Genomic DNA, 25,009 nt, shown 5'->3' on the forward strand with positions numbered 1-25,009 from the left:
TTCACGGCTTTACGGAAGAGATCAATCTGTGAGCTCTGCTGATTTTGTGCATGAGCTTCAGGGCCCATCGCCCGGCACAGCCGGCCTCCCACCAGATTTGTGTTAGTGCTTGATTTACAAGGCAACACAGAACCCGTGGGAGGCCGGCTGTGCCGGGCGATGGGCCCTCAATACCGCCGTGGCAAATCCGGCCAGGCATCGGGCACCACGAACAGCCGCTCGCACTCACTGCCATCTTCACCCAGGCGCACCACCATCTGCGCTTGCATCATCGGCTCCAGCGCCAGCAACGCCAGGTACATCTGCTCGCCACTCAAGCCCGGCTGGGCCGCGGCTGGGGCCAGCCAGCGGGCGCGGGGCAGGGCGGCCCAGCGCGCGCCCGGCAGGCTTTGCGCCAGCGCCGGGCAGGCCTGGCGGTGCAGCCAGGCGCCGCGGCCGTGGGCCGGGTGCGCGCCGGCCGGGCCGGTGCAGCCCTGGGGCCAGGGGTAGAACAGGTAGCCGCCCAGCCACAGGCTCGGGCGGGTGTGCCGCGCGCCCACTTCGGCGAGGATCGCGGCGGCGCCGGGGTGTTCGGCCAGGCGCAGTTGTTGTTCGCCCAAGTGCGCCAGCTTGCGGTCGAGGCGGTCATGGGCGCCGGGGCCCAGCCACTGCGCGGGGCTGTGGCCGCCGCCGGCGGGCGGGCCGAGGTAGTACTTCAGCGCCAGCTCCAAATGGTGCTCGCCCTCAGCGTCGCGCAGCAGCAGGTCGAATTCACCCAGCGTACGGCCGCCGTCACGCACCGGCAGGTTGGCCGCGAGCAGGGTGACCCCGGGCGCGGCCGCCAGGGCAAACTGCCACAGGCGCTCGTAATACAGGCCCAGGCGGCGCACCGAGCTTTGCGCCAAGAACGCCAGTAGCGGCGCCGGTTCTGCGCTCAACTGCCGCAGCCAGGCCTCCAGCGCCGCCGGCGCGCGCGCCCAGTCGCTGCCTTGCAACGGGTGGCGCTGGTACCACGGCGCCGCGCTCAGCAGCGGCGGGCTGGTGAGCGCCCAGGCCAGGTCACGCACACAGTCGGGGCGCAACTGATAGGTGAGGGGCGCGAGGTGGCTGAACGGGTTCATGGCGGGCATTGAACCATTGCCGCTGGGTGTTGGCTATGGTGATACGGCACTGCCGCACAGCGCGGGAACAGCCCCACCCTTGACGCTGTTATAATCCCTCGCAAACGCCAGCCCAGTAGTCGCGGGAGCCCCATGGAGCAATTTCGCAATATCGGTATCATCGGCCGCCTCGGCAGCACCCAGGTGGTCGACACCATACGCCGGCTCAAGCGCTTCCTGCTCGAACGCCACTTGCACGTGATCCTCGACGACAGCATCGCCGAGGTGCTGCCCGGCCACGGGCTGCAGGTCAGCGCGCGCAAGTTGCTCGGCGAAGTCTGCGACCTGGTGATCGTGGTCGGCGGCGACGGCAGCCTGCTCGGCGCCGCCCGCGCGCTGGCGCGCCATCACACCCCGGTGCTGGGCATCAACCGCGGCAGCCTGGGCTTTCTCACCGACATCCGCCCCGACGAGCTCGAAGAAAAGGTCGGCCAGGTGCTCGACGGCCATTACCTGGTCGAAAACCGCTTTTTGCTCGAAGCCGAAGTGCGCCGCCACGGCGAGGCCATCGGCCAGGGCGACGCGCTCAACGACGTGGTGCTGCACCCGGGTAAATCCACGCGGATGATCGAGTTCGAAATCTGGATCGACGGCCAGTTCGTCTGCAGCCAGAAGGCCGACGGCCTGATCATCGCCACCCCCACCGGCTCTACCGCCTACGCGCTGTCGGCCGGCGGGCCGATCATGCACCCCAAGCTCGACGCCGTGGTGATCGTGCCGATGTACCCGCATACGCTGTCGGGCCGGCCGATCGTGGTCGACGGCAACAGCGAGCTGAAGATCGTCGTGGCCAAAGACATGACCATCTACCCGCAGGTGTCGTGCGATGGCCAGAACCATTTCACCTGTGCCCCCGGCGACACCATCACGGTGAAGAAAAAACCGCAGAAGCTGCGCTTGATCCACCCGCTGGACCATAACTATTACGAAGTCTGCCGGACCAAGCTCGGCTGGGGCAGCCGCCTGGGCGGCGGCGGAGGCGACTGATGCTCGACCCTGCGCGAAGTTACGACCTGATCGGCGATGTACACGGTTGCGCGAACACCCTGGAACACCTGCTCGACGTGCTCGGCTACCGCCGCCAGGGCGGGGTTTGGCGCCACCCGCGGCGCCAGGCGCTGTTTCTCGGCGACATCATCGACCGTGGCCCGCGGATCCGCGAGGCCCTGCACACGGTGCACGACATGGTCGACGCCGGCGAGGCGTTCTGCATCATGGGCAACCATGAGTACAACGCCATCGGCTGGAACACCCCGGCCCCGGCCGGCAGCGGCAAGGCCTGGGTGCGTGAGCACACCCCGCGCCACGAACGCCTGCTGGGGGCGACGCTGGAGCAGTTCGCCCATCACCCGGGAGACTGGCAGGCCTTTCAGGGCTGGTTCCTTGAGCTGCCGCTGTTCATCGACGCCGGGCGCTTTCGCGTGGTCCACGCCTGCTGGGACCACGGCCTGATCGGCCCCTTGCGCGAGCGCTTCGCTGAGGGCTGCGTTGACCGCGCCTTCATTCAAGCGTCCGCGTTGCCGGGCAGCTTCGCCTGCCAGGTGTTCGACCGGCTGCTGCGCGGCACCGACATGCGCCTGCCCGGTGGCCTCACGCTCACCGGCGGCGACGGCCTGACCCGGGCGTTCTTCCGCACCAAGTTCTGGGAAGAAGACCCGCAAACCTACGGAGACATCGTGTTCCAGCCCGACGCCCTGCCCGAGGAAGTGGCCAGCCAACGCCTGAGCCAGGACCAGAAACAGGCCCTGCTGCGCTACGGCGCCGATGAGCCACTGCTGTTCGTGGGCCATTACTGGCGCAACGGCCACCCCGCGCCGCTGCGGCCTAACCTTGCCTGCCTGGACTACAGCGCGGTGCTGTACGGCAAGCTGGTGGCCTACCGCCTTGACGGCGAAGCGCAGATCGACCCGCGCAAGTTCGTCTGGGTCGATGTGAAACGCCCGGAGTTGGCGCCATGAGCGCGGTGATCGCGATGCGCCGGCCACTGGCCGACAACCTCGGCGGTTTCGTCGCCCTGCTGCGGCGCCTGCGGGTGCCGCACCGGGTCAGTGAAGAAGGCGGCGAACAGGTGCTGTGGGCCGGCGATGAGCACCAGGCCGAGCAGATCCGCGCGCTGTACGCGCGCTTCGTCGAGGGCGAACTGGACGTCGCTGCGCTGCAGGCGCAGGTGCCGGCGGTCAGCCGCCCGGGCTTCGGCCAGCAGCTCAAGGCCAGCCCGGTCACCGCCATCCTGTTGCTGCTGTGCTTCGCGGTAGGCGGCTACAGCCTGTTGGGCGAGCGCATCGAGCCCTTGCACTGGCTGACCTTCCTCGACTTCCGCGCCCAGGGCGAGATGGCCTACTTCCGCCCCTGGGCCGACTCCATGGCCGCTGGCCAGGTGTGGCGGCTGATCACGCCGATGTTCATCCACTTCGGCATCCTCCACCTGGCGATGAACAGCCTGTGGTTCTGGGAGCTGGGCCGGCGCATCGAATGGCGCCAGGGCAGCGCGCAACTGCTTGGCCTGGTGCTGGGGTTCAGCGCGGTATCGAACGTGATCCAGTACCTGTGGAGCGGGCCGAGCCTGTTCGGCGGGCTGAGCGGGGTGCTGTATGGCCTGCTCGGGCACATCTGGCTGTACCAGTGGCGCGCCCCGGCGCCGCTGTACTACCTGCCGCGCGGGGTGCTGGTGATGATGCTCGTCTGGCTGGGGCTGTGCCTGTCGGGGCTGGTCTCGCTGCTCGGCTTTGGCGAAATCGCCAACGGCGCGCACGTGGGCGGTTTGTTGGTCGGTTGTGCCACCGGGCTGTTGGGCGGCACGCTGGCACGGCGTAAACTAGCCTGAATTAACTTTTTACATGCCCTGGACTCGCCGATGAGCACGTTTACCCAGTTGATCGAAAACATCACCCCGGAAATCTACGAAAGCCTGAAGCTCGCCGTGGAAATCGGCAAATGGTCCGATGGCCGCAAGCTCACCCAGGAACAAAAAGAGCTGTCGCTGCAGGCGGTGATCGCCTGGGAGCTGCAAAACCTCCCCGAAGAGCAGCGCACCGGCTACATGGGCCCGCAGGAGTGCAGCTCGAAGAGCGCGCCGGTGGCGAACATCCTCTTCAAGTCGGACGCCATCCATTGATCGAATTGGGGCGTGGTTCCGTCCGTAAAATGGCCGTGCGCCTGCAGGCGCCGGTGGTGCAATACGGCCTGGGGCTGGGTGACACCACGGTCGAGCTCAACCCGCTGATCGGCCAGCGCCTGCGCCTGGAGTACCTGGGGCAGATCCACTGCGTGAACTGTGGCCGGCGCACCAAGACCAGCTTCAGCCAAGGCTACTGCTACCCGTGCATGCAAAAACTCGCCGCCTGCGACGTGTGCATCATGGCCCCGGAAAAATGCCACTACGAGCACGGCACCTGCCGCGAGCCGGCATGGGGCGAGCAGTTCTGCATGACCGACCACATCGTTTACCTGGCCAACTCCTCGGGCGTGAAGGTGGGCATCACCCGCGCCAGCCAGTTGCCCACCCGCTGGCTCGACCAGGGCGCCAGCCAGGCGCTGCCGATCTTGCGCGTGGCCACCCGCCAGCAATCCGGGCTGGTCGAAGACATTCTCCGCGCCCACGTGCCCGACCGCACCAACTGGCGCGCGCTGCTCAAGGGTGATGCGCCGCCGGTCGACCTGGTCGAGGTGCGCGAGATGCTCTTCGATCGCTGCGCCGAGGGCCTGACGGCACTGCACGCGCGCTTTGGCCTGCAGGCGATCCAGCCGCTGCCGGAGGCCGACGTGGTGAGCATGGTGTACCCGGTGCAGGCCTACCCGGCCAAGATCGCCAGCTTCAACCTTGATAAACAGCCCGTGGCCGAAGGCACGCTGATGGGCATCAAGGGTCAATACCTGATATTCGACACTGGCGTGATCAACATTCGCAAATACACGGCCTACCAGCTCGCCGTGCATCAGTAAGGACAAGGCCCATGCGTACCGAACAGCCGAAGACGATCTACCTGAAGGACTACCAGGCGCCCGATTACCTGATCGACGAAACGCACCTGAGCTTCGAACTGCACGACGACCACACGCTGGTCCACGCGCAACTGGTGATGCGCCGCAACCCCGCCGCCGGCGGCGGCTTGCCGCTGCTGGTGCTCGACGGCCAGCAGCTCGAACTGCTCTCGCTCAAGCTCGATGACGCCGAGCTCGGCGCCAGCGACTACTCGCTGACCGACAGCCACCTGACCCTGCAACCGCGGGCGCAGCAGTTCACCCTCGACAGCACGGTGCGCATCCACCCGGAAACCAACACCGCGCTGGAAGGCCTGTACAAATCCAGCGGTATGTTCTGCACCCAGTGCGAGGCCGAGGGTTTTCGCAAGATCACCTATTACCTCGACCGCCCCGACGTGATGAGTTCGTTCACCACCTCGTTGTCGGCCAACAAGCAGCAGTACCCGATTCTGCTCTCCAACGGTAACCCGATCGCCAGCGGCGAAGACGAAGACGGCCGCCACTGGGCGACCTGGGAAGACCCGTTCAAAAAGCCCGCCTACCTGTTCGCGCTGGTGGCCGGTGACCTCTGGTGCGTCGAAGACACCTTCACCCGCGGCTCGGGCCGCGACGTGACCCTGCGTATCTACGTAGAGCCGGAGAACATCGACAAGTGCCAGCACGCCATGGACAGCCTGAAGAAGTCCATGCGCTGGGACGAAGAGGTCTACGGCCGTGAGTATGACCTCGACATCTTCATGATCGTGGCGGTCAACGACTTCAACATGGGCGCCATGGAAAACAAGGGCCTGAACATCTTCAACTCCAGTTGCGTGCTGGCCCGCGCCGAGACCGCCACCGACGCCGCCCACCAGCGGGTCGAGGCGGTGGTCGCCCACGAGTACTTCCACAACTGGTCGGGCAACCGCGTGACCTGCCGCGACTGGTTCCAACTGTCGCTCAAGGAAGGCTTCACGGTGTTCCGTGACGCGGAGTTTTCCGCCGACGTGAACTCGCGCACCGTCAAGCGGGTGGAGGATGTCGCGTTCTTGCGCACCCACCAGTTCGCCGAAGACGCCGGCCCCATGGCCCACCCGGTGCGCCCGGCGAGCTTTATGGAAATCTCCAACTTCTACACCTTGACCGTGTACGAAAAGGGCTCGGAAGTGGTGCGGATGATCCGCACCCTGCTCGGCGCCGAGGGCTTCCGTAAAGGCAGCGACCTGTACTTCGAGCGCCACGACGGCCAGGCGGTGACCTGCGATGACTTCGTGCAGGCCATGGAAGACGCCAACGGCGCCGACCTCACCCAGTTCAAGCGTTGGTACAGCCAGGCCGGTACGCCGCGGCTGGTGGTCAGCGAGCAGTACGATGAGGCCGCCCACCGCTACACGCTGACCTTCCGCCAGAGCTGCCCGGCCACCCCGGAAAGCGCCGAGAAGCAACCGTTCGTGATCCCGGTGGAGCTGGGCCTGCTCGATGGCCAGGGCCGCGACCTGCCGCTGCGGCTGGACGGCGAGGCCACCGCCCAGGGCAGCACCCGCGTGCTGGCGGTGACCGAAGCCGAGCAGAGCTTTACCTTCCTCGACGTGCCGGCCAAGCCGCTGCCGTCGTTGCTGCGCGGCTTCAGCGCGCCGGTGAAGCTGAGCTTCCCGTACGACCGTGACCAACTGATGTTCCTGATGCAGCACGACAGCGACGGTTTCAACCGCTGGGAAGCCTGCCAGCAGTTGGCGGTGCAGGTGCTCAAGGAAATGATCGGCCAGTACCAGGCTGGCCAGCCGCTGGTGGCCGACGCGCGCCTGATCAAAGCCTTCGAGGCGCTGCTGGCCGACGCCAGCCTCGACCCAGCCATGGTCGCTGAAATGCTCTCGCTGCCGGGCGAGGCTTACCTCACTGAAATCAGCGAGGTGGCCGATGTAGACGCCATCCACGCCGCCCGCGACGTGGCCCGCAAGCAACTCGCGCAGCACCTGCACGCACCGCTGTGGCAGCGCTATTCGGCCAACCGCGAAGCGTCCCGCGCCACGCCGTACCTGGCCAGCGCCGAGCACTTCGCCCGCCGCGCGCTGCAGAACATCACCTTGAGCTACCTGATGCTCAGCGAACAGCCCGAAGTGCTCGCCGCCGCGCAAGAGCAGTTCGAGCAAGCCGACAACATGACCGAACGCCTGACCGCCCTGGCGGTGCTGGTGAACTCGCCGTTCGAGGCCGAGAAAGCCAAGGCGCTGGCAACCTTCGCCGAAGAGTTCAAGGGCAACCCGCTGGTGATGGACCAGTGGTTCACCGTACAGGCCGGCAGCGGCTTGCCGGGCGGCCTGGCGCGGGTGAAGGCGCTGATGCAGCACCCGGCGTTCAACGTGCGTAACCCGAACAAGGTGCGCGCGTTGATTGGCGCGTTCGCCAGCCAGAACCTGGTCAACTTCCACGCCGCCGACGGCAGTGGCTACCGCTTCCTGGCAGACCTGGTGATCGAGCTCAACGGCTTCAACCCGCAGATCGCTTCGCGGCAACTGGCGCCGCTGACCCGCTGGCGCAAATACGACAGCGCCCGCCAGGCGCTGATGAAGGCCGAGCTGGAGCGGATCAAGGCGTCTGGGGAGTTGTCTAGCGATGTGTTTGAGGTGGTGAGCAAGAGCCTGGCCTAGTGGCCAGGCGCTTGAAGAGGCAAGCTAGAAGCAGCAAGGGAAGCCCCAGGCGTTAAGCCTGGGGTTTTTTCTTGCGGGGTACGCCCTGCCGCTTGCGCCCACTGCCGCCCTTGCGCCAGGGCGGCTTCACCCCCACCGGCGGCCCGCTCACGCTGAACTGCAAGCCCCGGCAGCGCTCGACCAGCCGGCCCATCCAGGCCGACTGCTTGGCCACGAATTCCTCCAGTGGCATTTCGCCGCTTTGCACCATGTCTAGCGCCTGCTCCCAGATCGCCGTGGTGCCAGGGTCGGTAATCGCCTTGGGCACCGCGTCGATCAGGCTGAAGGCCGCCGGCGTGGCCGCCAGCGCCTTGCCTTGTTTGGTCAGGTAACCGCGGTCGAGCAGGCCCTGGATGATGCTGGCGCGGGTGGCCTCGGTGCCGATGCCGGTGGTGTCCTTGAGCTTCTGCTTGAGCAGAGGGTCGTCCACCAGTTTGGCGACGTTCTTCATCGCGCTGATCAGGTCGCCTTCGGTAAACGGCTTGGGCGGCTGGGTGAGCAGGCTTTTCAGCGCCACCTTGCCCACCTCGCAGCGTTGGCCCTGGGCCAGCGGCGGCAGCACCTGCGCCGGCGCCGGGCCGTTCGGCGTGGCCAGCGCTTCGGGCAGCGCGCGCTTCCAGCCCGGCTCGGTGACCACCTTGCCGGTGGCCAGCAGGCGCTGGCGGCCGCAGTCGAACTCGGCACGGGTGCGGTCGAAGCTGTGATCAGGCAGAAACTGCGCCAGGTACCGCGCCCGCACCAGGCTGTACACCGCCCGGTGCTTGCCGGGCAGGCGCTGCACCGCGGCGGCCGCCGCGGTGGGGATGATGCCGTGGTGGGCGCTGACCTTGGCGTCGTTCCACGCCCGCGAGCGGCGCGTGGGCAGCAGGTGCGGGGCAAGGGCCGCCAGGGCGGGGTCGGCCCGGGTGAGGGCGGCGAGAATCGCCGGCGCCTCGCCGTGCTGGCTCAGCGGCAGGTAGCCGCAATCGCTGCGTGGGTAGGTGATCAGCTTGTAGGTTTCATACAGCGCCTGGGCGATGTCGAGGGTTTCTTGCGCGCCCAGGCCGAGCTTCTTCGAGCACACCTGCTGCAGGGTGCCGAGGTCGAAGGGCAGGGGGGCGGTTTCCTTCACCTGCTCGAGCTTGACCCGGCGCACCTCGGCCTGCCCGGCGGCTTCGATGGCCTGGGCGGCGGCGTTGGCGGCGGCGGGGTCGAGGCAGCGGCCCTGGTCGTCGGAGAGCGCCGGCGGCGCCTGCCATTGCGCCAGGAAGCGGCCCTCGGCAGTGGCCAGGGGTACGTCTATCGCCCAGAACGGCACCGGCACGAAGGCGGCGATGGCGCGGTCGCGGTCGACCACCAGGCGCAGCGTGGGGGTTTGCACCCGGCCGACGCTGAGCACGCCCTGGTAGCCACCCTGGCGGCCGAGCAGGGTGAACAGCCGGCTCATGTTCATGCCGATCAGCCAGTCGGCGCGCGAGCGCCCGAGTGCCGAGTGATAGAGGTTGAACGTTGCTGCCCCGGGCTTGAGCGCGGCCAGCGCCTTGCGGATCGAGGCGTCGTCCAGCGCCGACAACCACAGCCGCTGCACCGGGCCGCGGTAGCGGCAATGCTCGAGCAGTTCGCGGGCGATCATCTCGCCCTCGCGGTCGGCGTCGGTGGCGATCACCAGTTCGCCGGCCTCGCCGAGCAGGCGCTTGACCACCTTGTACTGCGCCGCGGTTTTGCGCTTGACCTGCATCTTCCATTGGCCCGGGACGATCGGCAGGTCGGCCAGGGCCCATTTTTTGTAGCGGGCGTCGTAGGCATCCGGCGGGGCGGTTTCGAGCAGGTGGCCGATGCACCAGGTGACGCTCAGGCCATCGCCCAGCCAGCAGCCGTCGCCCTTGCGGCGGGCGCCGAGCACCTGGGCGATGTCTTTGGCTTGGGAGGGTTTTTCACACAGGAACAGGCGCATGGGCAGGTTACGCGGCGCGGTTGAACAGGCCGCCAGCATGGGCCAGCGAGGCGGGCGAGGCAAGCTAAAATTGTACGGATATACAGTGTTACCAGGGCGGGCTTTGCAGGGGCCGGGCTTCTCTGGCTAAATGCCCAGCCCTGAGTGAAACGGACCTTCCCCATGGCCACTGCGTCCTCACCCGGCAAACCGCTGGGCGTGTTGAGCTTCTTCCCGCTGTTCACCGTGGTCATCTGGTCCGGCAATACCCTGGTGACCAAGCTCTCGGCCGGGCTGATCGGCCCGGCGTCGATCACCTTCTACCGCTGGCTGCTGGCCTTCGTGCTGCTGCTGCCGTTCACCGCCGCCGGGCTGTGGCGGGCCCGCGCCCAAGTTCGCGAGCACTGGCCGAAGCTGGCCGCGCTGGGCGTGCTCGGCATGGTCATTTACCAAGGCTTGGCGTATTACGCCGCCCATAGCACCAGCGCAACCAACATGGGCATCCTGCTGGCGTTGTCGCCGCTGTGCTCGGCGCTGCTCAGCAGTGTACTGGCCAACGAGCGCCTGACCTGGGGCGCGCTGCTTGGCGGGGTGGTGTCGCTGCTGGGGGTGCTGTGGCTGATCAGCCAGGGCAGCCTGGCCAACATCGCCCATCTGCAACTGGGGGGCGGTGACGCGCTGATGCTGGTGGCGGTATTGGCCAACGCCCTCTACGGCGTGTTGCTGCGGCGCTGGCACCTGCCGTTGAACAGTTGGGCCCAGCTCACCGTGCAGGTCGGCTGCGCGCTGGTGTTCCTGTTGCCGTGGTACCTGGCCGGCGAGCGCTCGCCACTGACCGCGCAAAACCTGCCGCTGGTGCTCTACGCCGGCACCCTGGCCTCGGTGTTGGCGCCGTTCCTGTGGATCAGCGGCGTGCAGGCGGTGGGGCCGAGCCGGGCCAGCCTGTTCCTCAACCTGATCCCGCTGCTGGTGGCGCTGGCAGCGGTGCTGTGGCTGGGCGAGCAGTTGGGCAGCTATCACCTGGTGGGCGGCGCGCTGGCCCTGGCGGGGGTGTGGCTGGGGCAAGCGGTGCGGCGGCCGTTAAGGCGTTAACGCAGCGAGGTTAGCCAAGCGCGAAGGCGGGTTTTTGGTTAACCTTGCGCTTCCCATGGGTTGGCCTTGGCTGGCACGCAAACTGCTGTTGCCAGCCTGCCGCGTGGGCGGTTTAAAAATATTGAGGGGTGTTCAAGCATGAAGGGTTTGTTTTCCTGGGCCGTGCGGGCCGACAACTGCGGGGTGGTGGCCCCCGAAGAGCGCCTGCCGTGGCCACAAACCATCGCCATGGGCATCCAGCACGTGTTCGCCATGTTCGGCTCGACCTTGCTCGCGCCCCTGCTGATGGGCTTCGACACCAACGTGGCGGTGCTGATGAGCGGCATCGGCACGCTGATCTTCTTCATCGTCACCCGCGGCAAGGTGCCCAGTTACCTGGGCTCGAGCTTTGCCTTCATTGGCGTGGTGGCCGCGGCCACCGCCTACGCCGGCAGCGGCCCGAACCCGAACATCCCGTTGGCGCTGGGCGGCATCGTGCTCTGCGGGTTGGTGTACATCGCCGTGGGGCTGGCGGTGCAGGTGGTGGGCTTCCGCTGGATCGAGCGGCTGATGCCGCCGGTGGTCACCGGCACGGTGGTGGCGGCCATTGGCCTGAACCTGGCGGCGATCCCGGTGAAGAACATGGCCGCGTCGAACTTCGACGCCTGGATGCAGCTGGTCACGTTCGTGTGTGTGGCGATGATCGCCGTGTTCGCCCGCGGCCTGCTGCAGCGCATGCTGTTGCTCGCCGGGCTGGTGCTGGCCACGTTGATCTACTTCGTGCTGAGCAACGGCGCCGGGCTGGGCAAGCCGATCGATTTTGCCCAGGTGGCCAGCGCGCCGTGGTTCGGCTTGCCGCACTTTCAGGCGCCCACGTTCTCGCTCAACGCGGCGATGCTGATCGTGCCGGTGGTGGTCATCCTGATTGCCGAGAACCTCGGCCACCTGAAGGCCATCGCCTCGATCGCCAAGCGCGACATGGACGCCTCCATTGGCCGCGCGTTCATCGGTGACGGCATCGCCACGGTGGTCAGCGGCGGCGTGGGCGGCACCGGGGTGACCACCTACGCCGAGAACATCGGGGTGATGGCTGCCACCAAGGTCTATTCCACGGCGCTGTTCATCGTCGCGGCGCTGGTGGCCATCCTGCTGGGCTTCTCGCCCAAGTTCGGCGCCATGGTGCAGGTGATCCCGGTGCCGGTGATGGGCGGGGTGTCGATCGTGGTGTTCGGCTTGATCGCCATCGCCGGGGCGAAAATCTGGGTCGAGAACAAAGTCGATTTCGGCGACAGCCGCAACCTGTTCATCGCGGCCATTCCGATCGTGCTGGGCACCGGTGACTTCACCCTGCACTTCGGTGGCTTTGCCCTGAACGGCCTGGGCACCGCCACCTTCGGTGCGATCCTGCTGAACCTGCTGCTGGGCGCGCGCCACGTGCCCCAACCCGGAGCAAGCGCCCACTAAGGGTGCTTTTTCTCGACCGTTCGGTCGGGTTTTCAGCGGTGGGCGCTGCCTAACCGTTTGAAGGCCCGGCCGTTTTCATTTGTGGCATGGCCTATGCTGCGGCTATTTCCGAGCGTGCCCCGAAAGGGGTCGATGCGAGCGGAGATGCCTATGAAAATTGGAATTTTCATCCCTATCGGCAACAACGGCTGGTTGCTGTCCGAAAACGCCCCGCAGTACCAACCCACTTTCGAACTCAACAAAACCATCACCCAGCGCGCCGAGCACTATGGCGTCGACTTCGTGCTGTCGATGATCAAGTTGCGTGGCTTCGGCGGCAAAACCGAATTCTGGGACCATAACCTGGAATCCTTCACGCTGATGGCGGGCCTGGCGGCGGTGACCAGCAAGATCAAGCTGTTCGCCACCGCCGCTTCGCTGGTGATGCCGCCGGCCATCGTCGCGCGCATGGCCTCGACCATCGATTCGATCTCCGGCGGGCGTTTTGGGGTGAACCTGGTCACCGGCTGGCAACGCCCGGAGTATTCGCAAATGGGCCTGTGGCCAGGGGATGAGTTCTTTGCCACGCGCTACCAGTACCTGGCCGAGTACATCCAGGTGCTGCGCCAGCTGTGGGGCAGCGGCCATTCCGATTTCAAGGGCGAGCACTTCTGCATGGACGATTGCCGCCTCAGCCCGCGCCCGCAGGCGCCGGTCAAGGTGATCTGCGCCGGGCAGAGCGACGCCGGCATGGCGTTTTCCGCGCAGTACGCCGACTACAACTTCTGCTTCGGCAAAGGCGTGAACACCCCCACGGCGTTTGCCCCGGCCGCCGCCAAGCTGATCGCCGCCACCGCCCAAACCGGCCGGCAGGTGAGCACCTACGTGTTGATGATGGTCATCGCCGACGAAACCGACGCCGCTGCCCGGGCCAAATGGGAGCACTACAAGGCGGGCGTCGACGAAGAGGCCGTGGCCTGGCTGGGCGTGCAAAGCCAGGTGGACCAGAAATCCGGTGCCGACACCAACGTGCGGCAGATGGCCGACCCCACCTCGGCGGTGAACATCAACATGGGCACCCTGGTGGGCAGTTATGCCACGGTGGCGCGGCTGCTCGATGAGGTCGCCGAGGTGCCTGGCACCGAGGGCGTGCTGCTGACCTTCGACGACTTTGTGCTGGGGGTGGAGGCCTTCGGCACGCGCATCCAACCGTTGATGCGCAGCCGTGCCGCGGCGGATTCGCCGGTGGCGACCCAGTGGGCCGGCGCGGCCGTGGCGGAGGGCTGAACCATGGCCATCGGGCACAGCGTTACGCTCGCTTCCACCACCCCGGTGGGCATCGCCCAGGTGCCCGGCGGCGCGCCCTGGGTGTTGCCGGCGCGGCCAGAGCCGGTGTTCGTGCACCCGTCGAACACCGCCCTGGTGGTGGTCGACATGCAGAACGCCTACGCCAGCGAAGGCGGTTACGTGCACACCGCCGGCTTTGACATCAGCGGCGCCCAGGGGGTCATTGGCCGCATTGGCCAGGCGCTGGCGGCGGCGCGGCGGGCCGGCATCGTGGTGGTGTACCTGCAAAACGGCTGGGACGCCGCCTATGTAGAGGCCGGCGGCCCGGCTTCGCCGAACTGGTACAAGTCCAACGCGCTGAAAACCATGCGCCAGCGCCCAGAACTGCAGGGGCAGTTCCTCGCCAAGGGCGGCTGGGACTACCAACTGGTCGATGCCCTGCAGCCCCAACCCGGGGACCTGGTGGTGGCGAAAACACGCTACAGCGGGTTCTTCAACAGCGCCTTGGACAGCACCTTGCGCGCCCGCGGCATCCGCAACCTGGTGTTCACCGGCATCGCCACCAACGTGTGCGTGGAGGCCACCCTGCGCGATGGTTTTCACCTGGAGTACTTCGGCATCGTGCTCGAAGACGCCACCCATGAACTGGGCGGCGCGGCCATCCAGGCCGGCGCGCTGTACAACATCGAAACCTTTTTTGGCTGGGTGAGCACGGTCGAGGCGTTCTGCGCCACTACCGCGGCCCAGCCGGTCTTGACCACCTGAGGGAACAGCATGCCTAAACACGCCATCATCCCCGCCGGCACCGGCACCCCGATCGGCCCGTTCGTGCCTGGCACCACCGCCGACGGTATCGTCTACGTGGCCGGCACGCTGCCGTTCGACGCCGACAACAACGTGGTGCACGTGGGCGACGCCGCGGCGCAAACCCGCCATGTACTGAACATTATCCAGGGCGTGATCGAAACCGCCGGTGGCACCATGGACGACGTGACGTTCAACCACGTGTTTCTGAAGAACTGGGAAGACTACCCGGCGATCAACGCGGTGTACGCCGAGTTTTTCCCCGGGGTGAAGCCGGCGCGTTATTGCGTGCAGGTGGGGTTGGTCAAGCCCGAGGCCCTGGTGGAAATCGCTTCGGTGGCCCACCTGGGCAAGGGGGCCTGAGCATGGCGTTGTATCGCGAATGGCATGGCCCGGAGCAGGGGCCGGTGGTGCTGCTCAGCTCAGGCCTGGGTGGCGCTGCCGGCTACTGGGCTGGGCAAATCCCGGCGCTGGTGGCTGCCGGCTACCGGGTGCTGGCCTATGACCAGCGCGGCACCGGCCGCAGCCGCGAGGCGCTGCCGGCGGGCTACAGCATCGCCCACATGGCGATGGACGTTAAGCAGTTGCTCGACGCCGAAGGCGTGAGCCGCTGCCACTTCATCGGCCATGCTTTGGGCGGCCTGGTGGGCCTGCAATTGGCGCTGGAGCAACCACGGGCGGTGGCCAGCCTGGTGCTGATCAACGCCTGGGCCGCGCCCAACCCACACTCGGCGCGGTGCTTCGAGGCGCGCCTGGCCTTGCTCGACCATGTGGGGGCCAAGGCCTACGTGGAGGCCCAGCCGATCTTTCTGTACCCGGCCAGTTGGGCGGCGGCCCACGCCGAGCGGGTGCAGGCCGAGGTGGACCACGCCCTGGCCCACTTCCCCGGGGCCGAGACGATGCACGCGCGCATCAACGCGCTGCGCCAGTTCGACGTGGCCGCGCAGTTGGGGCGGATCGAGGTGCCCACGCTGCTGTCGGTGGCCAAGGACGACGCCCTGGTGCCCTACACCTGCTCCGACCGGTTGCGGGTGGGCATCGCCGGCGCGGTGCAGCACACCCTGGCCCATGGCGGGCATGCTCATAACGTGACCGAAGCCGAGCTGTTCAACGAAGTGTTGCTGGGTTTCCTGGGGCGCTGATGAGGCGGTAGGGCGCCAGGGCGCATGCCCGGCGCAGCGGGCAACCGGGTAAACACCACTAAACCCATGAACTGGCCAGGGGCGGGCCGCTAGCGCTCGACCTGCGACCGCCACGGCTCTTGGTCCACTTCGATGATCCGCCGCGCATAACCGCGCAGTTCGGCGGAAATACTGCTTTGCGTGCCCACCAGGTAGAGGTCGACGTTCTCCCCCTCGACCAGGCTTTGCACTGGCTCGTGAAAATCCCCATCGCCGGCGCACAGCACCAGCTTGCCCCATTTGCGCTGGTAGTAAGAGCGCACCATATGGAACGCCAGGCCCACATCCACGGCTTTTTGTTGGGTCAGCTCGTAATGCACGTTCGGGTCATCGGGGTGCAGCACCGGTTGCCCGCCGAGCTTATAGGGCCAGTACAGCCGGCGTTTCGACAGCCAGTAGATTTTGGTGCGCAGGCCCGGCCCGAGGGGCGGGTGCTGGGACAGGTAATGGTTGAATTTGGTGGAGCGCGGCGGGTCGTCGTCGGAGTTGAAGTAGTAGCCCTCGTCGATGTGGTCGTTGAGCTCCGCTTCGATGCAGTAGCGCAGCTTGGTGTAGTCGAGTTGCCGCGGGTAGCACTTGTACAGGAATGCCCCGTCGATGAACCAACCGATGGCCATGGCCGAACCCCTTGGCGCGGCTGCGCGCAGGCTGAAAGGCCGGCGAGTATGGAACGCGGCCATACCCTCGGCAATGCCTCGCAGGCCGCTTGGGCCGGGGCTTACGGTGATTGCAGGGTTTTCCTACAAGGGCGTCCCGCAGTGTGGGAAGCTCACACCTCAGCCCCTGAAGGCGCGCACATGTTCCACCAGCGCCCGTAGCTTGGGCGCGAGGTTATGCCGGCTGGGGTAGTACAGGTAAAAGCCGGGGAACGCTGGCAGGAATTCATCGAGCAGGGTGACCAGTTCGCCGCGGGCCAGGTAGGGCGCAAAGGTCGCCTCGATGCCGAAGGTGATGCCGCCGCCGGCCAGCGCCGTGCGCACCATCAGCAGCATGTCGTTGCTGGTCACCTGGGGTTGCACGGCCACGTCGAAGGCTTGCCCGTGCTCGCTGAACTCCCAGCGATAGGGCGCCACCTCCGGCGCCGGGCGCCAGCCGATGCAGCGGTGCCGCACCAGCTCGCGCGGGTGCCGCGGCTGGCCGTGGCGGGCCAGGTAAGCGGGGGTAGCCACCGCCACCTGGCGCTGCTCGCCGGTCAGTGGCACGGCGACCATGTCTTGCTCGATCACCTCGCCCAGGCGCACGCCGGCGTCGAAGCCGCGGGCGACGATGTCGAACTCTTCGTCGGTCACAGTCACGTCGAGGGTGACCCCGGGGTAGGCCTCGGCGAAGCGGGCTATTAATGGGCCGTCGAGAAACTGCTCGGCGATCGACGTCACCGCCACCCGCAGCAGCCCCTGTGGCGGCCCCTGGTCGGTGGCGTTGGCCAGGGCCCCAAGCAACCCGGCCAAGTGCCCGCTGGCCTGGGCGTACAGGCGCTCGCCGGCCTCGGTCAGGCGCACGTGGCGGGTGCTGCGCAGTACCAGGCTGATGCCCAGACTGTCTTCAAGGCGGCGGATGCCTTGGCTCACCGCCGAGCGGGTGACCCCCAGGCGCTCGGCGGCGGCGCGGAAGCTGTGCGCCTGGGCGACGGCCACGAACATCTTCAGCAGGTTCAGGTCGGTGAGCATAGGTAAGCGTTGCTAACCAGTTCGGTAAGGAGAAGGGGAGTTCTCTGAACAATGCCCCGGGGGTACCGTGGCGTCAACACCCCGCCTCTTTATCAGGAGCCTTGCATGCCTCTCGACAAAGTTATCCTCATCACTGGCGCCTCCAGCGGCATTGGCGAAGGTATCGCCCGTGAACTGGCCGCCGCTGGCGCGACCCTGCTGCTGGGCGCGCGCCGTACCGAGCGCTTGCGGGCGCTGGCCGCCGAGCTCGACCCCAGCGCCACCCGGGTGGCCTGGCAGCCGCTGGATGTGACCGACAGCGCCGCGGTCAAGGCCTTTGCCCAGTACGCTCGCGAGCGCTGGGGGCGGGTGGATGTGATCATCAACAACGCCGGGATCATGCCGCTGTCGCCGCTGGCGGCGATGAAAACCGAAGAATGGGACCGCATGGTCGATGTGAACATCAAGGGCGTGCTGCATGGCATCGCCGCGGTGCTGCCGGAGTTCACCAGCCGCGGCAGCGGGCATGTGATCAACATCGCCTCGGTGGGCGCGCTGAGCGTGTCGCCCACCGCGGCGGTGTACTGCGCCACCAAGTACGCGGTGCGGGCGATTTCCGATGGCCTGCGCCAAGAGCGCGCCGACCTGCGGGTGACCTGCATTCACCCGGGGGTGGTCGAGAGCGAGCTGGCCTCGACCATCACCGACCCCACCGCCCAGGCGGCGATGAGCACGTACCGCGCCATCGCCCTGCAGCCCGATGCCATCGGCCGGGCGGTGCGCTATGCGATCGAGCAGCCTGAGGAGGTGGACGTCAATGAGCTGGTGGTACGGCCAACCCGGGCGTTTCATTGATCAGGCCTTGGCCCACTCCACCGCGTCGGCCCCGGCCGGCAGGCGCATCGGGCTGGTAGGGTCGGTGGCGGCTTGCCATACCGCTTGGGCGACGTCTTCGGCGTAGGTGACCGGGCCGCCGTCGCTGATGCTGGCGATCATCTGTTCCAGCAGCGCTGCGTAGGGCTCGGGCGCGCCGGCCATGCGCGTGCGGGCGTTTTCGCCGAAGCGGGTGCTCGGCGCCCGCCCGGGCAGCACCAGCCGCACGCGCACGCCAAAGCTGGCCAGCTCCAGCGCCAGCACCTCGGTGAAGGCATTCACCGCTGCCTTGCTGGCGGTGTACACGGCCAGCAGCGGCAGCGCGACCAGTGTCACGGTGGAGGTCACGTTGACGATCACCCCGGCCTTGCGCTGGCGAAATTGCGGCAGCAGCGCCTGGGTCAGGGCGATGGTGCCGAGGGTGTTGGTTTCGAACACCTCGCGCACCGTGGCCATCGGGATGGCTTCCAGCGGGTTGAGCACGCCGATGCCGGCGTTGTTCACCAGCACGTCGATGTCGCCGGCCTGCTCAACCGCCTGGGCGATGCTGGCCGCGTCGGTGACGTCCAGCGCCAGCACCCGCAGGCGGCTGGAGGCCGGCAGCAGGCCGGGTTGCGGGGTGCGCAGGGTGGCGATCACGTTCCAGCCTTGTTCGAGAAAGTGCAGGGCGATGGCGTGGCCGAAGCCGGACGAGCAGCCGGTGATGAGTACGGTTGGCATGGGATACCTCGTGGTGGGGCGGTGGGGTTGCAACCACCATAGGCGGGCAGGGTTGGACTGGCTATCATTGAGCGTCCAGTATGTATGTTCGAGCGTCCATTCCAGGTGGCTGCCGCTGGCGGCCTCCTGTGAGTTCAGCTCACTCCCACACACCCAGAGCCCAGCCCATGACCGACCCCCTCGCCGAAGTCGTCGCCCTGCTACAGCCCACCGCCTGCTACACCAAGCACGTGTTCCAGGCCGGCCGCTGGCGGGTCAGCCGCAGCGAGGTGTGCGAGCCGTTCTACTGCGCGGTGCTCGAAGGCCGGGCCTGGCTGCGGGTCAGCGGCCAGCCGCCGCTGTTGCTGGAGGCCGACGACTTCGTGCTGGTACCCGCCGCCTACGAGTTCTGCATGACCAGCTTCGAGCCGCCGCCAGAGGGGGAAAACAGCCTGCCCGTGGAACTGGGCAATGCCACCTTTCGGGTGGGCGAGCAGGCGGGCCCCGCCGAGGGCCAGGCGTTGATCGGCCACTGTGTGTTCGCTTCGCCCGATGCCGGCCTGCTGGTGCAGTTGCTGCCCCGGGTGATGCGCGTGCGCCAGGAAAAACGCCTGGCCACCCTGGTGCAACTGGTGCGCGATGAATTCCAGGCCGGGCGCCCGGCACGCGAGGTGGTGCTGGCGCGGCTGCTGGAGGTGGTGTTCATCGAGGCCCTGCGTGCCTCGGCGCCCAGCGCGGCGCCTGGGTTGATCCGCGGGCTGGCCGACCCTCGGCTGGCGGTGGCGCTGCGCCACCTACACGAGCGCCCGGCCGAGCGCTGGACGGTGGCGCAACTGGCGCGCGCCGCGGCGTTGTCGCGCTCGGCGTTCTTCGAGCGCTTCAACCGCGAGGTCGGCATGGCGCCGATGGCTTACCTGCTGGCCTGGCGCATGGCCTTGGCCAAGCAGTACCTGCGCGAGCAGGCGAGCAACCTGGGGCAGATCGCCCAACGCCTGGGTTATGGCTCGGCGAGTGCCTTCAGCGTGGCCTTCAGCCGCCAGGTGGGGATGCCGCCGGCGCGCTTTGCCCAGGCCGCCCGGGGCGCCGCCGCCAGCCCCGGATAAGCCTTTGATTCGGCAAGGCTCTACCGTGCGTTGTGCCGGCCGGTAGGCGCGTATAGAATTCGCCATTCACGTTTTCAGGTAACGCCAGCGCGACCGCATGAAACAACCTGTCCAGCTGCCCTTGGGTGTGCGCCTGCGAGACGACGCCACCTTCGCCAACTACTACCCCGGCGCCAACGCCGCGGCGCTCGGCTATGTCGAGCGGTTGTGCGAGGCCGAGGCCGGCTGGACCGAAAGCCTTATCTACCTCTGGGGCAAGCAGGGCGTTGGCCGCTCCCACCTGCTGCAGGCGGCGTGCCTGCGCTTCGAGCAAACCGGGCAGTCGGCGGTGTACCTGCCGCTGGCGCAACTGCTCGACCGCGGCACCGAACTGCTCGATTACCTGGCCCAGTACGACCTGGTGTGCCTCGATGACCTGCACGTGATCGCCGGCAAGCCCGACTGGGAAGAGGCCATGTTCCACCTGTTCAACCGCCTGCGCGACAGTGGCCGGCGCCTGCTGATCGCCGCTTCGGCGTCGCCGCGGGAGCTGCCGATCAAGCTGGCGGACCTCAAGTCGCGGCTGACCCTGGCGCTGATCTTCCAGATGCGCCCGCTGTCGGACGAAGACAAACTCCGCGCCCTGCAACTGCGCGCGTCGCGGCGCGGGCTGCAGCTCAACGATGAAGTCGGGCATTTTATTCTCACCCGCGGCAGCCGCAGCATGAGCTCGCTGTTCGACACCCTCGAGCGCCTTGACCAAGCCTCATTGCAGGCCCAGCGCAAGCTGACCATCCCCTTCCTCAAAGAAACCCTGGGTTGGTGAACCCGGCCCTGCAACCGGCGATCCACGCCCTGCGCCAGGCGCGGCGGGTGCTGGTGATCACCGGGGCGGGCTTGTCGGCGGATTCCGGGCTGCCCACTTACCGTGGCATCGGCGGCCTGTACAACGGCAACACCGCCGACGGGGTGCCAATCGAGCAGGCGCTCTCCGGGCCGATGCTGCGTCAAAATCCTGCCCTGTGCTGGCGGTATCTTGCCGAATTAGGGCGCGCCTGCCTGGGCGCGCACCCAAATGCAGCCCATTTTGCTATCGCGCGCTGGCAGCAGGCCCGCGACGGGGTGTGGGTGCTGACGCAAAATATCGACGGTTATCACCGTGCCGCAGGTAGCCCGCCAGAGCGCCTGATTGAAATCCACGGGCAGCTCTCACCGTTGTTTTGCCAAAGTTGTGGCGCCGAAAGCCCGGAGTTGGCCGCGCATTTGCATAGGCCTTTACCACCACGGTGCAGCCACTGTGAAGGTGTACTTCGGCCGCCTGTGGTGCTTTTCGAGGAGCGTTTGCCGGAAGCGGCCATACACGCACTCTATGAAGAGCTGGCCATCGGCTATGACGCCGTGGTCACCCTGGGGACTACCGCCAGTTTTGCGTACATCGCCGAGCCTGTTCTGCGGGCCCAGGCGCGGGGCGGTTTTACCTTGGATATCAACCCCATGCCGGCCTCGCTCGGGTTTGGCGTGGATTGCCAGTTGGCGATGAGCGCGTTAGATGCAATCCCGGAAATCGTGAGTCACATTTTGTTCGATTGAATTTGCAAATAGTCACGATTGAAGGCATAGTCGCCACTTCATTATTTCTAAATGTCACGGTCGTGCCCATGCTTATTCGCTTAGCACCCCTCGTGCCCCTCGCACTCCTTACCCTGCTGGTTGGTTGCGCCGCCAATTCACCGGTGTCGCAGCAGCAGGAATACACCCAGGCCAGCGCCCCGCGCTCGCAGCCGGCACCGCTCAAGCTGCGCCCGCACGCCAGTGCCTCGCCGTTCGAAAACCTCGACAGCGATTCGGCCAGCGACGACGACGCCATGGCCGCCTTCAGCGGCGACAAGGGCTACCAGTTGCCCATGCTGGCAGACAGCATCCTGGAACGCGGCAAATCCCTGATCGGCACCCGCTACCGCTTTGGTGGCACCACCGAAGCCGGGTTCGATTGCAGTGGTTTCGTCAACTTCCTGTTCCGCGAAGAAGCCGGCATGACCCTGCCGCGCTCCAGCCGCGAACTGATCAACATGCAGGCCCCCGTGGTGGCCCGCAGCAACCTGAAACCGGGCGATGTGCTGTTCTTCGGCACCCGCGGCCGCGGCCGGGTCAGCCACACCGGCATCTACCTGGGCGATGACCAGTTCATCCACTCCAGCAGCCGCCGCAGCGGTGGTGTGCGCATCGACAGCCTCGATGACAGCTACTGGGCCAAGACCTATATCGAGGCCAAGCGCCTGCTGGCCATGGCACCGAGCACCAGCGTTTCAACCAAGTAATCTGCAACAGCTGAAAACACCCCGGCGACGAACGGCAGTTCTTTGCCGGGGTTTTTCATGGAAAACAGGGTCTTAAGAGCTAGTCTTCATCGGCAGTCTAAAGTGAGTATTCTGTCATGGCATTATTTCAAGCTCGGCTAGCGCTGGCCGCCTGCGCGGCGGCCCTGCTGGCAGCCTGTGCCACGCCGCCGCCGCCCCCCGTGGTCGAGGCCCCGGCGCCGCGCCCGTTCGCGGCTGCCCCGGCGGATTTTTCCTCGGCCAAGGCCGATGATGTGCTGTTCCGCGCCATCGGCCTGGTCGGCACGCCCTATCGTTGGGGCGGTAACACGCCGGCCTCGGGCTTCGATTGCAGTGGCTTGATCGACTTCGTCTACCGGGACGCCGCGGGCATCGCCTTGCCGCGCACCACCAACGAGATGATCAACATGCGCGCGCAAAGCATCGACCGCGCCAACCTGCGCTCAGGCGACCTGGTGTTTTTCTCCACCCAGGGCGGCCGGCAGGTCAGCCATGCGGGCATCTATGTGGGCGAAGGGCGCTTTGTGCACGCCCCGCGCACCGGCGGCACGGTGCGCCTCGAATACCTCGACAAACCCTATTGGCAAAAGGCCTACCTGGACGCCAAGCGGGTGATCGAGCCGCAGAGCCTCGCCAACAACCCCTAGCCGTTACAGGCCCACCCGCGGCTGCCCGTTCGAAGCGTGCAGGCCGCCGTCCACCGGCAGGTTCACGCCGTTGACGAAGCGCGCATCGGGGCTGGCCAAAAAGGCAATGACGTCGGCGACTTCTTCGGGTTCGGCGCCGCGGCCCAGGGGGATGCGCTCGGCGAACTGGCTCATCAGCGCGGCGTTGTCGGCCAGGCCGGCGGTCATCTCGCTCATGGTCAGCGCCGGGCACACGGCATTCACACGCACGCCCTGGCCGCCGTATTCCAGCGCCAAGGCGCGGGTGAAGTTGCTCACCGCGCCCTTGGCGGCATTGTAGAAGCTCATGCCCCAGTCGCCGCCCAGGCCCGACACCGAAGACACATTGACAATACAGCCACCGCGCGCCAGCAAGTGCGGCATGGCCGCGCGGCAGCCGTACACCACGCCGTTCACGTCGATGTTCATCACCTTGTGCCATTCTTCCAGCGAAGTGCCGGTCAGGCTGCCCATCACCGCCACCCCGGCGTTGTTCACCAGCACATCGATGCCGCCAAACTGGGCCACGGTCTTATCGATCAGGGCGCGCACCTGGTCCCAGTCGCTGACGTCGGTAGGCACCACCAGGGTGTGGCCACCTTGGCAGCGCGCGGCAACCTCCTCGAGCTTGTTGGCGCGGCGCCCGGCCAGTACCACGCTGGCGCCTTCGGCGGCGAACCGCAGCGCGGTGGCGGCGCCCATGCCAGAGCCTGCGCCGGTGACAATCACAACTTTGCCGTCGAAACGATTCATCTAGAGCCTCCAGAGGGAACGGGTGCGGATGAGTTTTGGAAGCGGCGCGGTGCCGCAAGGTTCAGTCAAACTGCGCCGAGCGCCCCGTACATACCTGATTGCGACGCGCGCCTAGCTTTTTGCCATTATTGCGACGCGCTGCGCTTGCCCGGGCTAAAGCCTGGCCGCAACCTTTCGATACGGTGGTATTGAAGGTTCGGGGGAGATGGGCTGATGAGTACGACCCATGGCGGGCTGCTGAGCAATTGGGGCATGGCCAAGAAGCTCGGAACGGGTTTTTTCCTGGTGCTGTTGCTGACCGCCTGCGTGGCGGCGTTGGGCGTGTGGTCGTTGAGCACGATCGGCAAGCGCTTCGACGGCCTGCAGCAGATGAGCGAGTTCAACAGCCGGCTGCTGAGCCTGCGCCAGGTGGAAAAAGACTACGCCCTGCACGGCAAGAGCGACGAAGCCGATGCCCTTCGCAAGGGCCTGGACGCCTTGCTGGCCAGCTCTGCCCAACTGCGCGCGCTGTCGCCGGCCAACGATGCGCCGATGCAGGCGGTAGACCAAGCGCTGAAGGCCTACCGCCAGGCCTTCGACCAGTTCGTTGACATCAACCAGTCGAAAGACCTCGCCCTGGAAATGGCCAGTTGGTCGGTGTCGAGCGTGGCGAATAACCTCGATGTGTTGCAGTCGGGGTTGTCCGACGACGGCGCCTATTACCTCAAGGACTCCAAAGGCGAGAACGGCGCGCAGTTCATCCAGCAAGCCGGCCAGGTGACCCAGGTGTCGCGCCTGATGCTGCAGGCCATGGAGCAGGCGCGGGTGCGCCTGGAGCAGGCCCGCAAAGGGGATGACGCCGCCGCCGGCGGGCGCATCGAAGAAGCCGCCCAGGCCTTGAAAACCGTGCGTGAACTGCGCGAGCAGGTACAGGACGCCGGCTACCAGACGGTGCTCGACGAGGTGATCAACCACATCAGTGCGTTCACCGACAAGCTCGGTGAGTACACCGACCTGCTGGCCAAGGAGCGCCAGGTGTACCAGCAGCTCAGTGACCGCGCCAGCCAGGCCATGGCCCTGGTAGACAAAGCCTACGCCGACCATTACAGCGCCATGCAGGCCGACATCCGCAACAACGTGGTGCTGATCATCGCCGCCTCGGCCCTGGCGCTGCTGGTGGGGGTGCTGGCCTCGTGGTTGATCACCCGGCTGGTGGTCGGCCCGCTGCGGCAAGTGATTGCCCGCGCCCAGGCCATCGCCCAGGGCGACCTCAGCAGTGGCGGCGCGGTGACCCGCCGCGACGAGATCGGCCAGTTGATGCAGGCCATGCAGCAGATGGGCACGGCGCTGGCGCAGATCGTCAGCGGCTTGCAGGCGGGTATCGTGCAGTTGGCGGGCAACGCCGAATCGCTCTCAACGGTGGCGGAGCAAACCCATCAGGAAGTCAACGTGGCCCAGGCCGAAACCGAGCAGGTGGCCACCGCGATGA

At 66.8% G+C, this 25,009-nt stretch carries 24 protein-coding genes and 1 pseudogene; 19 read left to right on the top strand and 6 right to left on the bottom strand.

All coding sequences use genetic code 11. The features are described from left to right. Positions 1-167 precede the first annotated feature (167 nt). Positions 168-1,100, bottom strand: a complete 933-nt coding sequence (locus ACFZCE_RS12595; RefSeq protein WP_390939346.1) for a DUF1853 family protein — start codon at positions 1,098-1,100, stop codon at positions 168-170. A gap of 132 nt (positions 1,101-1,232) precedes the next feature. Here ACFZCE_RS12595 and ACFZCE_RS12600 point away from each other — a divergent pair, with 132 nt between their 5' ends. Genes ACFZCE_RS12600 through pepN form a run of 6 tightly spaced genes read left to right on the top strand, consistent with a single transcriptional unit; the run spans position 1,233 to position 7,750 of the window. Further along, positions 1,233-2,126 carry an NAD(+) kinase gene (locus tag ACFZCE_RS12600; protein ID WP_390939348.1) on the top strand — a complete coding sequence of 298 codons (894 nt, stop codon included), beginning with the start codon at positions 1,233-1,235 and terminating at the stop codon, positions 2,124-2,126. Continuing rightward, the gene (locus ACFZCE_RS12605; protein WP_390939350.1) at positions 2,126-3,097 is read left to right on the top strand and encodes a metallophosphoesterase; all 972 of its coding nucleotides are present in this window, start codon (positions 2,126-2,128) and stop codon (positions 3,095-3,097) included. Before ACFZCE_RS12600 ends, ACFZCE_RS12605 begins: the two co-directional genes overlap by 1 nt. Beyond that, positions 3,094-3,963 carry a rhomboid family intramembrane serine protease gene (locus ACFZCE_RS12610; RefSeq protein ID WP_390939352.1) on the top strand — a complete coding sequence of 290 codons (870 nt, stop codon included), beginning with the start codon at positions 3,094-3,096 and terminating at the stop codon, positions 3,961-3,963. Before ACFZCE_RS12605 ends, ACFZCE_RS12610 begins: the two co-directional genes overlap by 4 nt. A gap of 30 nt (positions 3,964-3,993) precedes the next feature. Next, complete coding sequence (locus tag ACFZCE_RS12615; RefSeq protein WP_390939354.1) at positions 3,994-4,254, top strand: DUF1315 family protein; 261 nt, start codon at positions 3,994-3,996, stop codon at positions 4,252-4,254. Next, a complete protein-coding gene (locus ACFZCE_RS12620) occupies positions 4,251-5,081 on the top strand; it encodes a DUF2797 domain-containing protein (RefSeq protein ID WP_390939356.1) in 831 nt (276 codons plus the stop codon). Before ACFZCE_RS12615 ends, ACFZCE_RS12620 begins: the two co-directional genes overlap by 4 nt. A gap of 11 nt (positions 5,082-5,092) precedes the next feature. Next, positions 5,093-7,750 carry an aminopeptidase N gene (gene pepN, locus ACFZCE_RS12625; RefSeq protein WP_390939358.1) on the top strand — a complete coding sequence of 886 codons (2,658 nt, stop codon included), beginning with the start codon at positions 5,093-5,095 and terminating at the stop codon, positions 7,748-7,750. 52 nt (positions 7,751-7,802) lie between these two features. Here the strand turns inward: pepN and ACFZCE_RS12630 are convergent, their stop codons facing one another. Then, a complete protein-coding gene (locus ACFZCE_RS12630) occupies positions 7,803-9,722 on the bottom strand; it encodes a DNA topoisomerase 3 (RefSeq protein WP_390939360.1) in 1,920 nt (639 codons plus the stop codon). Positions 9,723-9,884: 162 nt separating this feature from the next. On the opposite strand from ACFZCE_RS12630, the gene ACFZCE_RS12635 reads away from it, so the two are divergent. From ACFZCE_RS12635 to rutD, 6 genes are all read left to right on the top strand, one after another. Next, complete coding sequence (locus ACFZCE_RS12635; protein ID WP_390939362.1) at positions 9,885-10,793, top strand: EamA family transporter; 909 nt, start codon at positions 9,885-9,887, stop codon at positions 10,791-10,793. A gap of 138 nt (positions 10,794-10,931) precedes the next feature. Further along, on the top strand, positions 10,932-12,236 hold the full coding sequence (locus ACFZCE_RS12640) for a solute carrier family 23 protein (protein WP_390939364.1): 1,305 nt from the start codon (positions 10,932-10,934) through the stop codon (positions 12,234-12,236). 150 nt (positions 12,237-12,386) lie between these two features. Then, positions 12,387-13,502, top strand: coding sequence for a pyrimidine utilization protein A (rutA, locus tag ACFZCE_RS12645; RefSeq protein WP_390939366.1), 1,116 nt, complete (start codon positions 12,387-12,389; stop codon positions 13,500-13,502). 3 nt (positions 13,503-13,505) lie between these two features. Beyond that, positions 13,506-14,267: a pyrimidine utilization protein B gene (rutB, locus tag ACFZCE_RS12650; protein WP_390939368.1), complete on the top strand. Its 762-nt coding sequence runs from the start codon at positions 13,506-13,508 to the stop codon at positions 14,265-14,267. Positions 14,268-14,276: 9 nt separating this feature from the next. Continuing rightward, positions 14,277-14,669, top strand: coding sequence for a pyrimidine utilization protein C (gene rutC, locus ACFZCE_RS12655; RefSeq protein WP_390939370.1), 393 nt, complete (start codon positions 14,277-14,279; stop codon positions 14,667-14,669). 8 nt (positions 14,670-14,677) lie between these two features. Further along, entirely contained in the window at positions 14,678-15,448 is a 771-nt protein-coding gene (gene rutD, locus ACFZCE_RS12660; RefSeq protein ID WP_390939964.1) for a pyrimidine utilization protein D, read from the top strand. Positions 15,449-15,537: 89 nt separating this feature from the next. Here rutD and ACFZCE_RS12665 read toward each other — a convergent pair whose 3' ends face one another. Both ACFZCE_RS12665 and ACFZCE_RS12670 read right to left on the bottom strand, forming a co-directional pair. After that, the gene (locus tag ACFZCE_RS12665) at positions 15,538-16,104 is read right to left on the bottom strand and encodes an NYN domain-containing protein (protein WP_390939372.1); all 567 of its coding nucleotides are present in this window, start codon (positions 16,102-16,104) and stop codon (positions 15,538-15,540) included. 159 nt (positions 16,105-16,263) lie between these two features. Continuing rightward, positions 16,264-17,154 (bottom strand): LysR substrate-binding domain-containing protein, encoded by an 891-nt coding sequence (locus ACFZCE_RS12670; RefSeq protein WP_390939374.1) that lies wholly within the window; start codon positions 17,152-17,154, stop codon positions 16,264-16,266. A 105-nt stretch (positions 17,155-17,259) separates the two neighbouring features. On the opposite strand from ACFZCE_RS12670, the gene ACFZCE_RS12675 reads away from it, so the two are divergent. After that, positions 17,260-17,988: an SDR family NAD(P)-dependent oxidoreductase gene (locus ACFZCE_RS12675; protein WP_390939376.1), complete on the top strand. Its 729-nt coding sequence runs from the start codon at positions 17,260-17,262 to the stop codon at positions 17,986-17,988. Here ACFZCE_RS12675 and ACFZCE_RS12680 read toward each other — a convergent pair whose 3' ends face one another. Further along, positions 17,989-18,726 carry an SDR family NAD(P)-dependent oxidoreductase gene (locus tag ACFZCE_RS12680; protein ID WP_390939378.1) on the bottom strand — a complete coding sequence of 246 codons (738 nt, stop codon included), beginning with the start codon at positions 18,724-18,726 and terminating at the stop codon, positions 17,989-17,991. It lies immediately after the preceding gene. 167 nt (positions 18,727-18,893) lie between these two features. Here ACFZCE_RS12680 and ACFZCE_RS12685 point away from each other — a divergent pair, with 167 nt between their 5' ends. The 5 genes from ACFZCE_RS12685 to ACFZCE_RS12705 all read left to right on the top strand — a co-directional run bounded on the left by ACFZCE_RS12685 (position 18,894) and on the right by ACFZCE_RS12705 (position 22,770). Further along, positions 18,894-19,808, top strand: coding sequence for a cupin domain-containing protein (locus tag ACFZCE_RS12685; protein ID WP_390939380.1), 915 nt, complete (start codon positions 18,894-18,896; stop codon positions 19,806-19,808). Between the two features lie 97 nt (positions 19,809-19,905). Next, on the top strand, positions 19,906-20,613 hold the full coding sequence (hda, locus tag ACFZCE_RS12690; protein WP_390939382.1) for a DnaA regulatory inactivator Hda: 708 nt from the start codon (positions 19,906-19,908) through the stop codon (positions 20,611-20,613). Continuing rightward, positions 20,607-21,377, top strand: coding sequence for an NAD-dependent protein deacylase (locus ACFZCE_RS12695; RefSeq protein WP_390939384.1), 771 nt, complete (start codon positions 20,607-20,609; stop codon positions 21,375-21,377). Before hda ends, ACFZCE_RS12695 begins: the two co-directional genes overlap by 7 nt. A 68-nt stretch (positions 21,378-21,445) precedes the next feature. Beyond that, positions 21,446-22,105, top strand: coding sequence for an NlpC/P60 family protein (locus tag ACFZCE_RS12700; RefSeq protein ID WP_390939386.1), 660 nt, complete (start codon positions 21,446-21,448; stop codon positions 22,103-22,105). Positions 22,106-22,221: 116 nt separating this feature from the next. After that, entirely contained in the window at positions 22,222-22,770 is a 549-nt protein-coding gene (locus ACFZCE_RS12705) for an NlpC/P60 family protein (RefSeq protein WP_390939388.1), read from the top strand. Between the two features lie 3 nt (positions 22,771-22,773). Here ACFZCE_RS12705 and ACFZCE_RS12710 read toward each other — a convergent pair whose 3' ends face one another. Continuing rightward, positions 22,774-23,541: a glucose 1-dehydrogenase gene (locus ACFZCE_RS12710; RefSeq protein ID WP_390939390.1), complete on the bottom strand. Its 768-nt coding sequence runs from the start codon at positions 23,539-23,541 to the stop codon at positions 22,774-22,776. Between the two features lie 369 nt (positions 23,542-23,910). Between ACFZCE_RS12710 and ACFZCE_RS12715 the strand changes: the two are divergent. Continuing rightward, positions 23,911-24,861: pseudogene (locus ACFZCE_RS12715) on the top strand (HAMP domain-containing protein); the annotation flags it as partial. Between the last annotated feature and the right edge of the window lie 148 nt (positions 24,862-25,009).

The sequence above is a fragment of the Pseudomonas sp. NPDC007930 genome, from assembly GCF_042958985.1.
In the GTDB taxonomy this organism is placed as follows: Bacteria; Pseudomonadota; Gammaproteobacteria; order Pseudomonadales; family Pseudomonadaceae; genus Aquipseudomonas.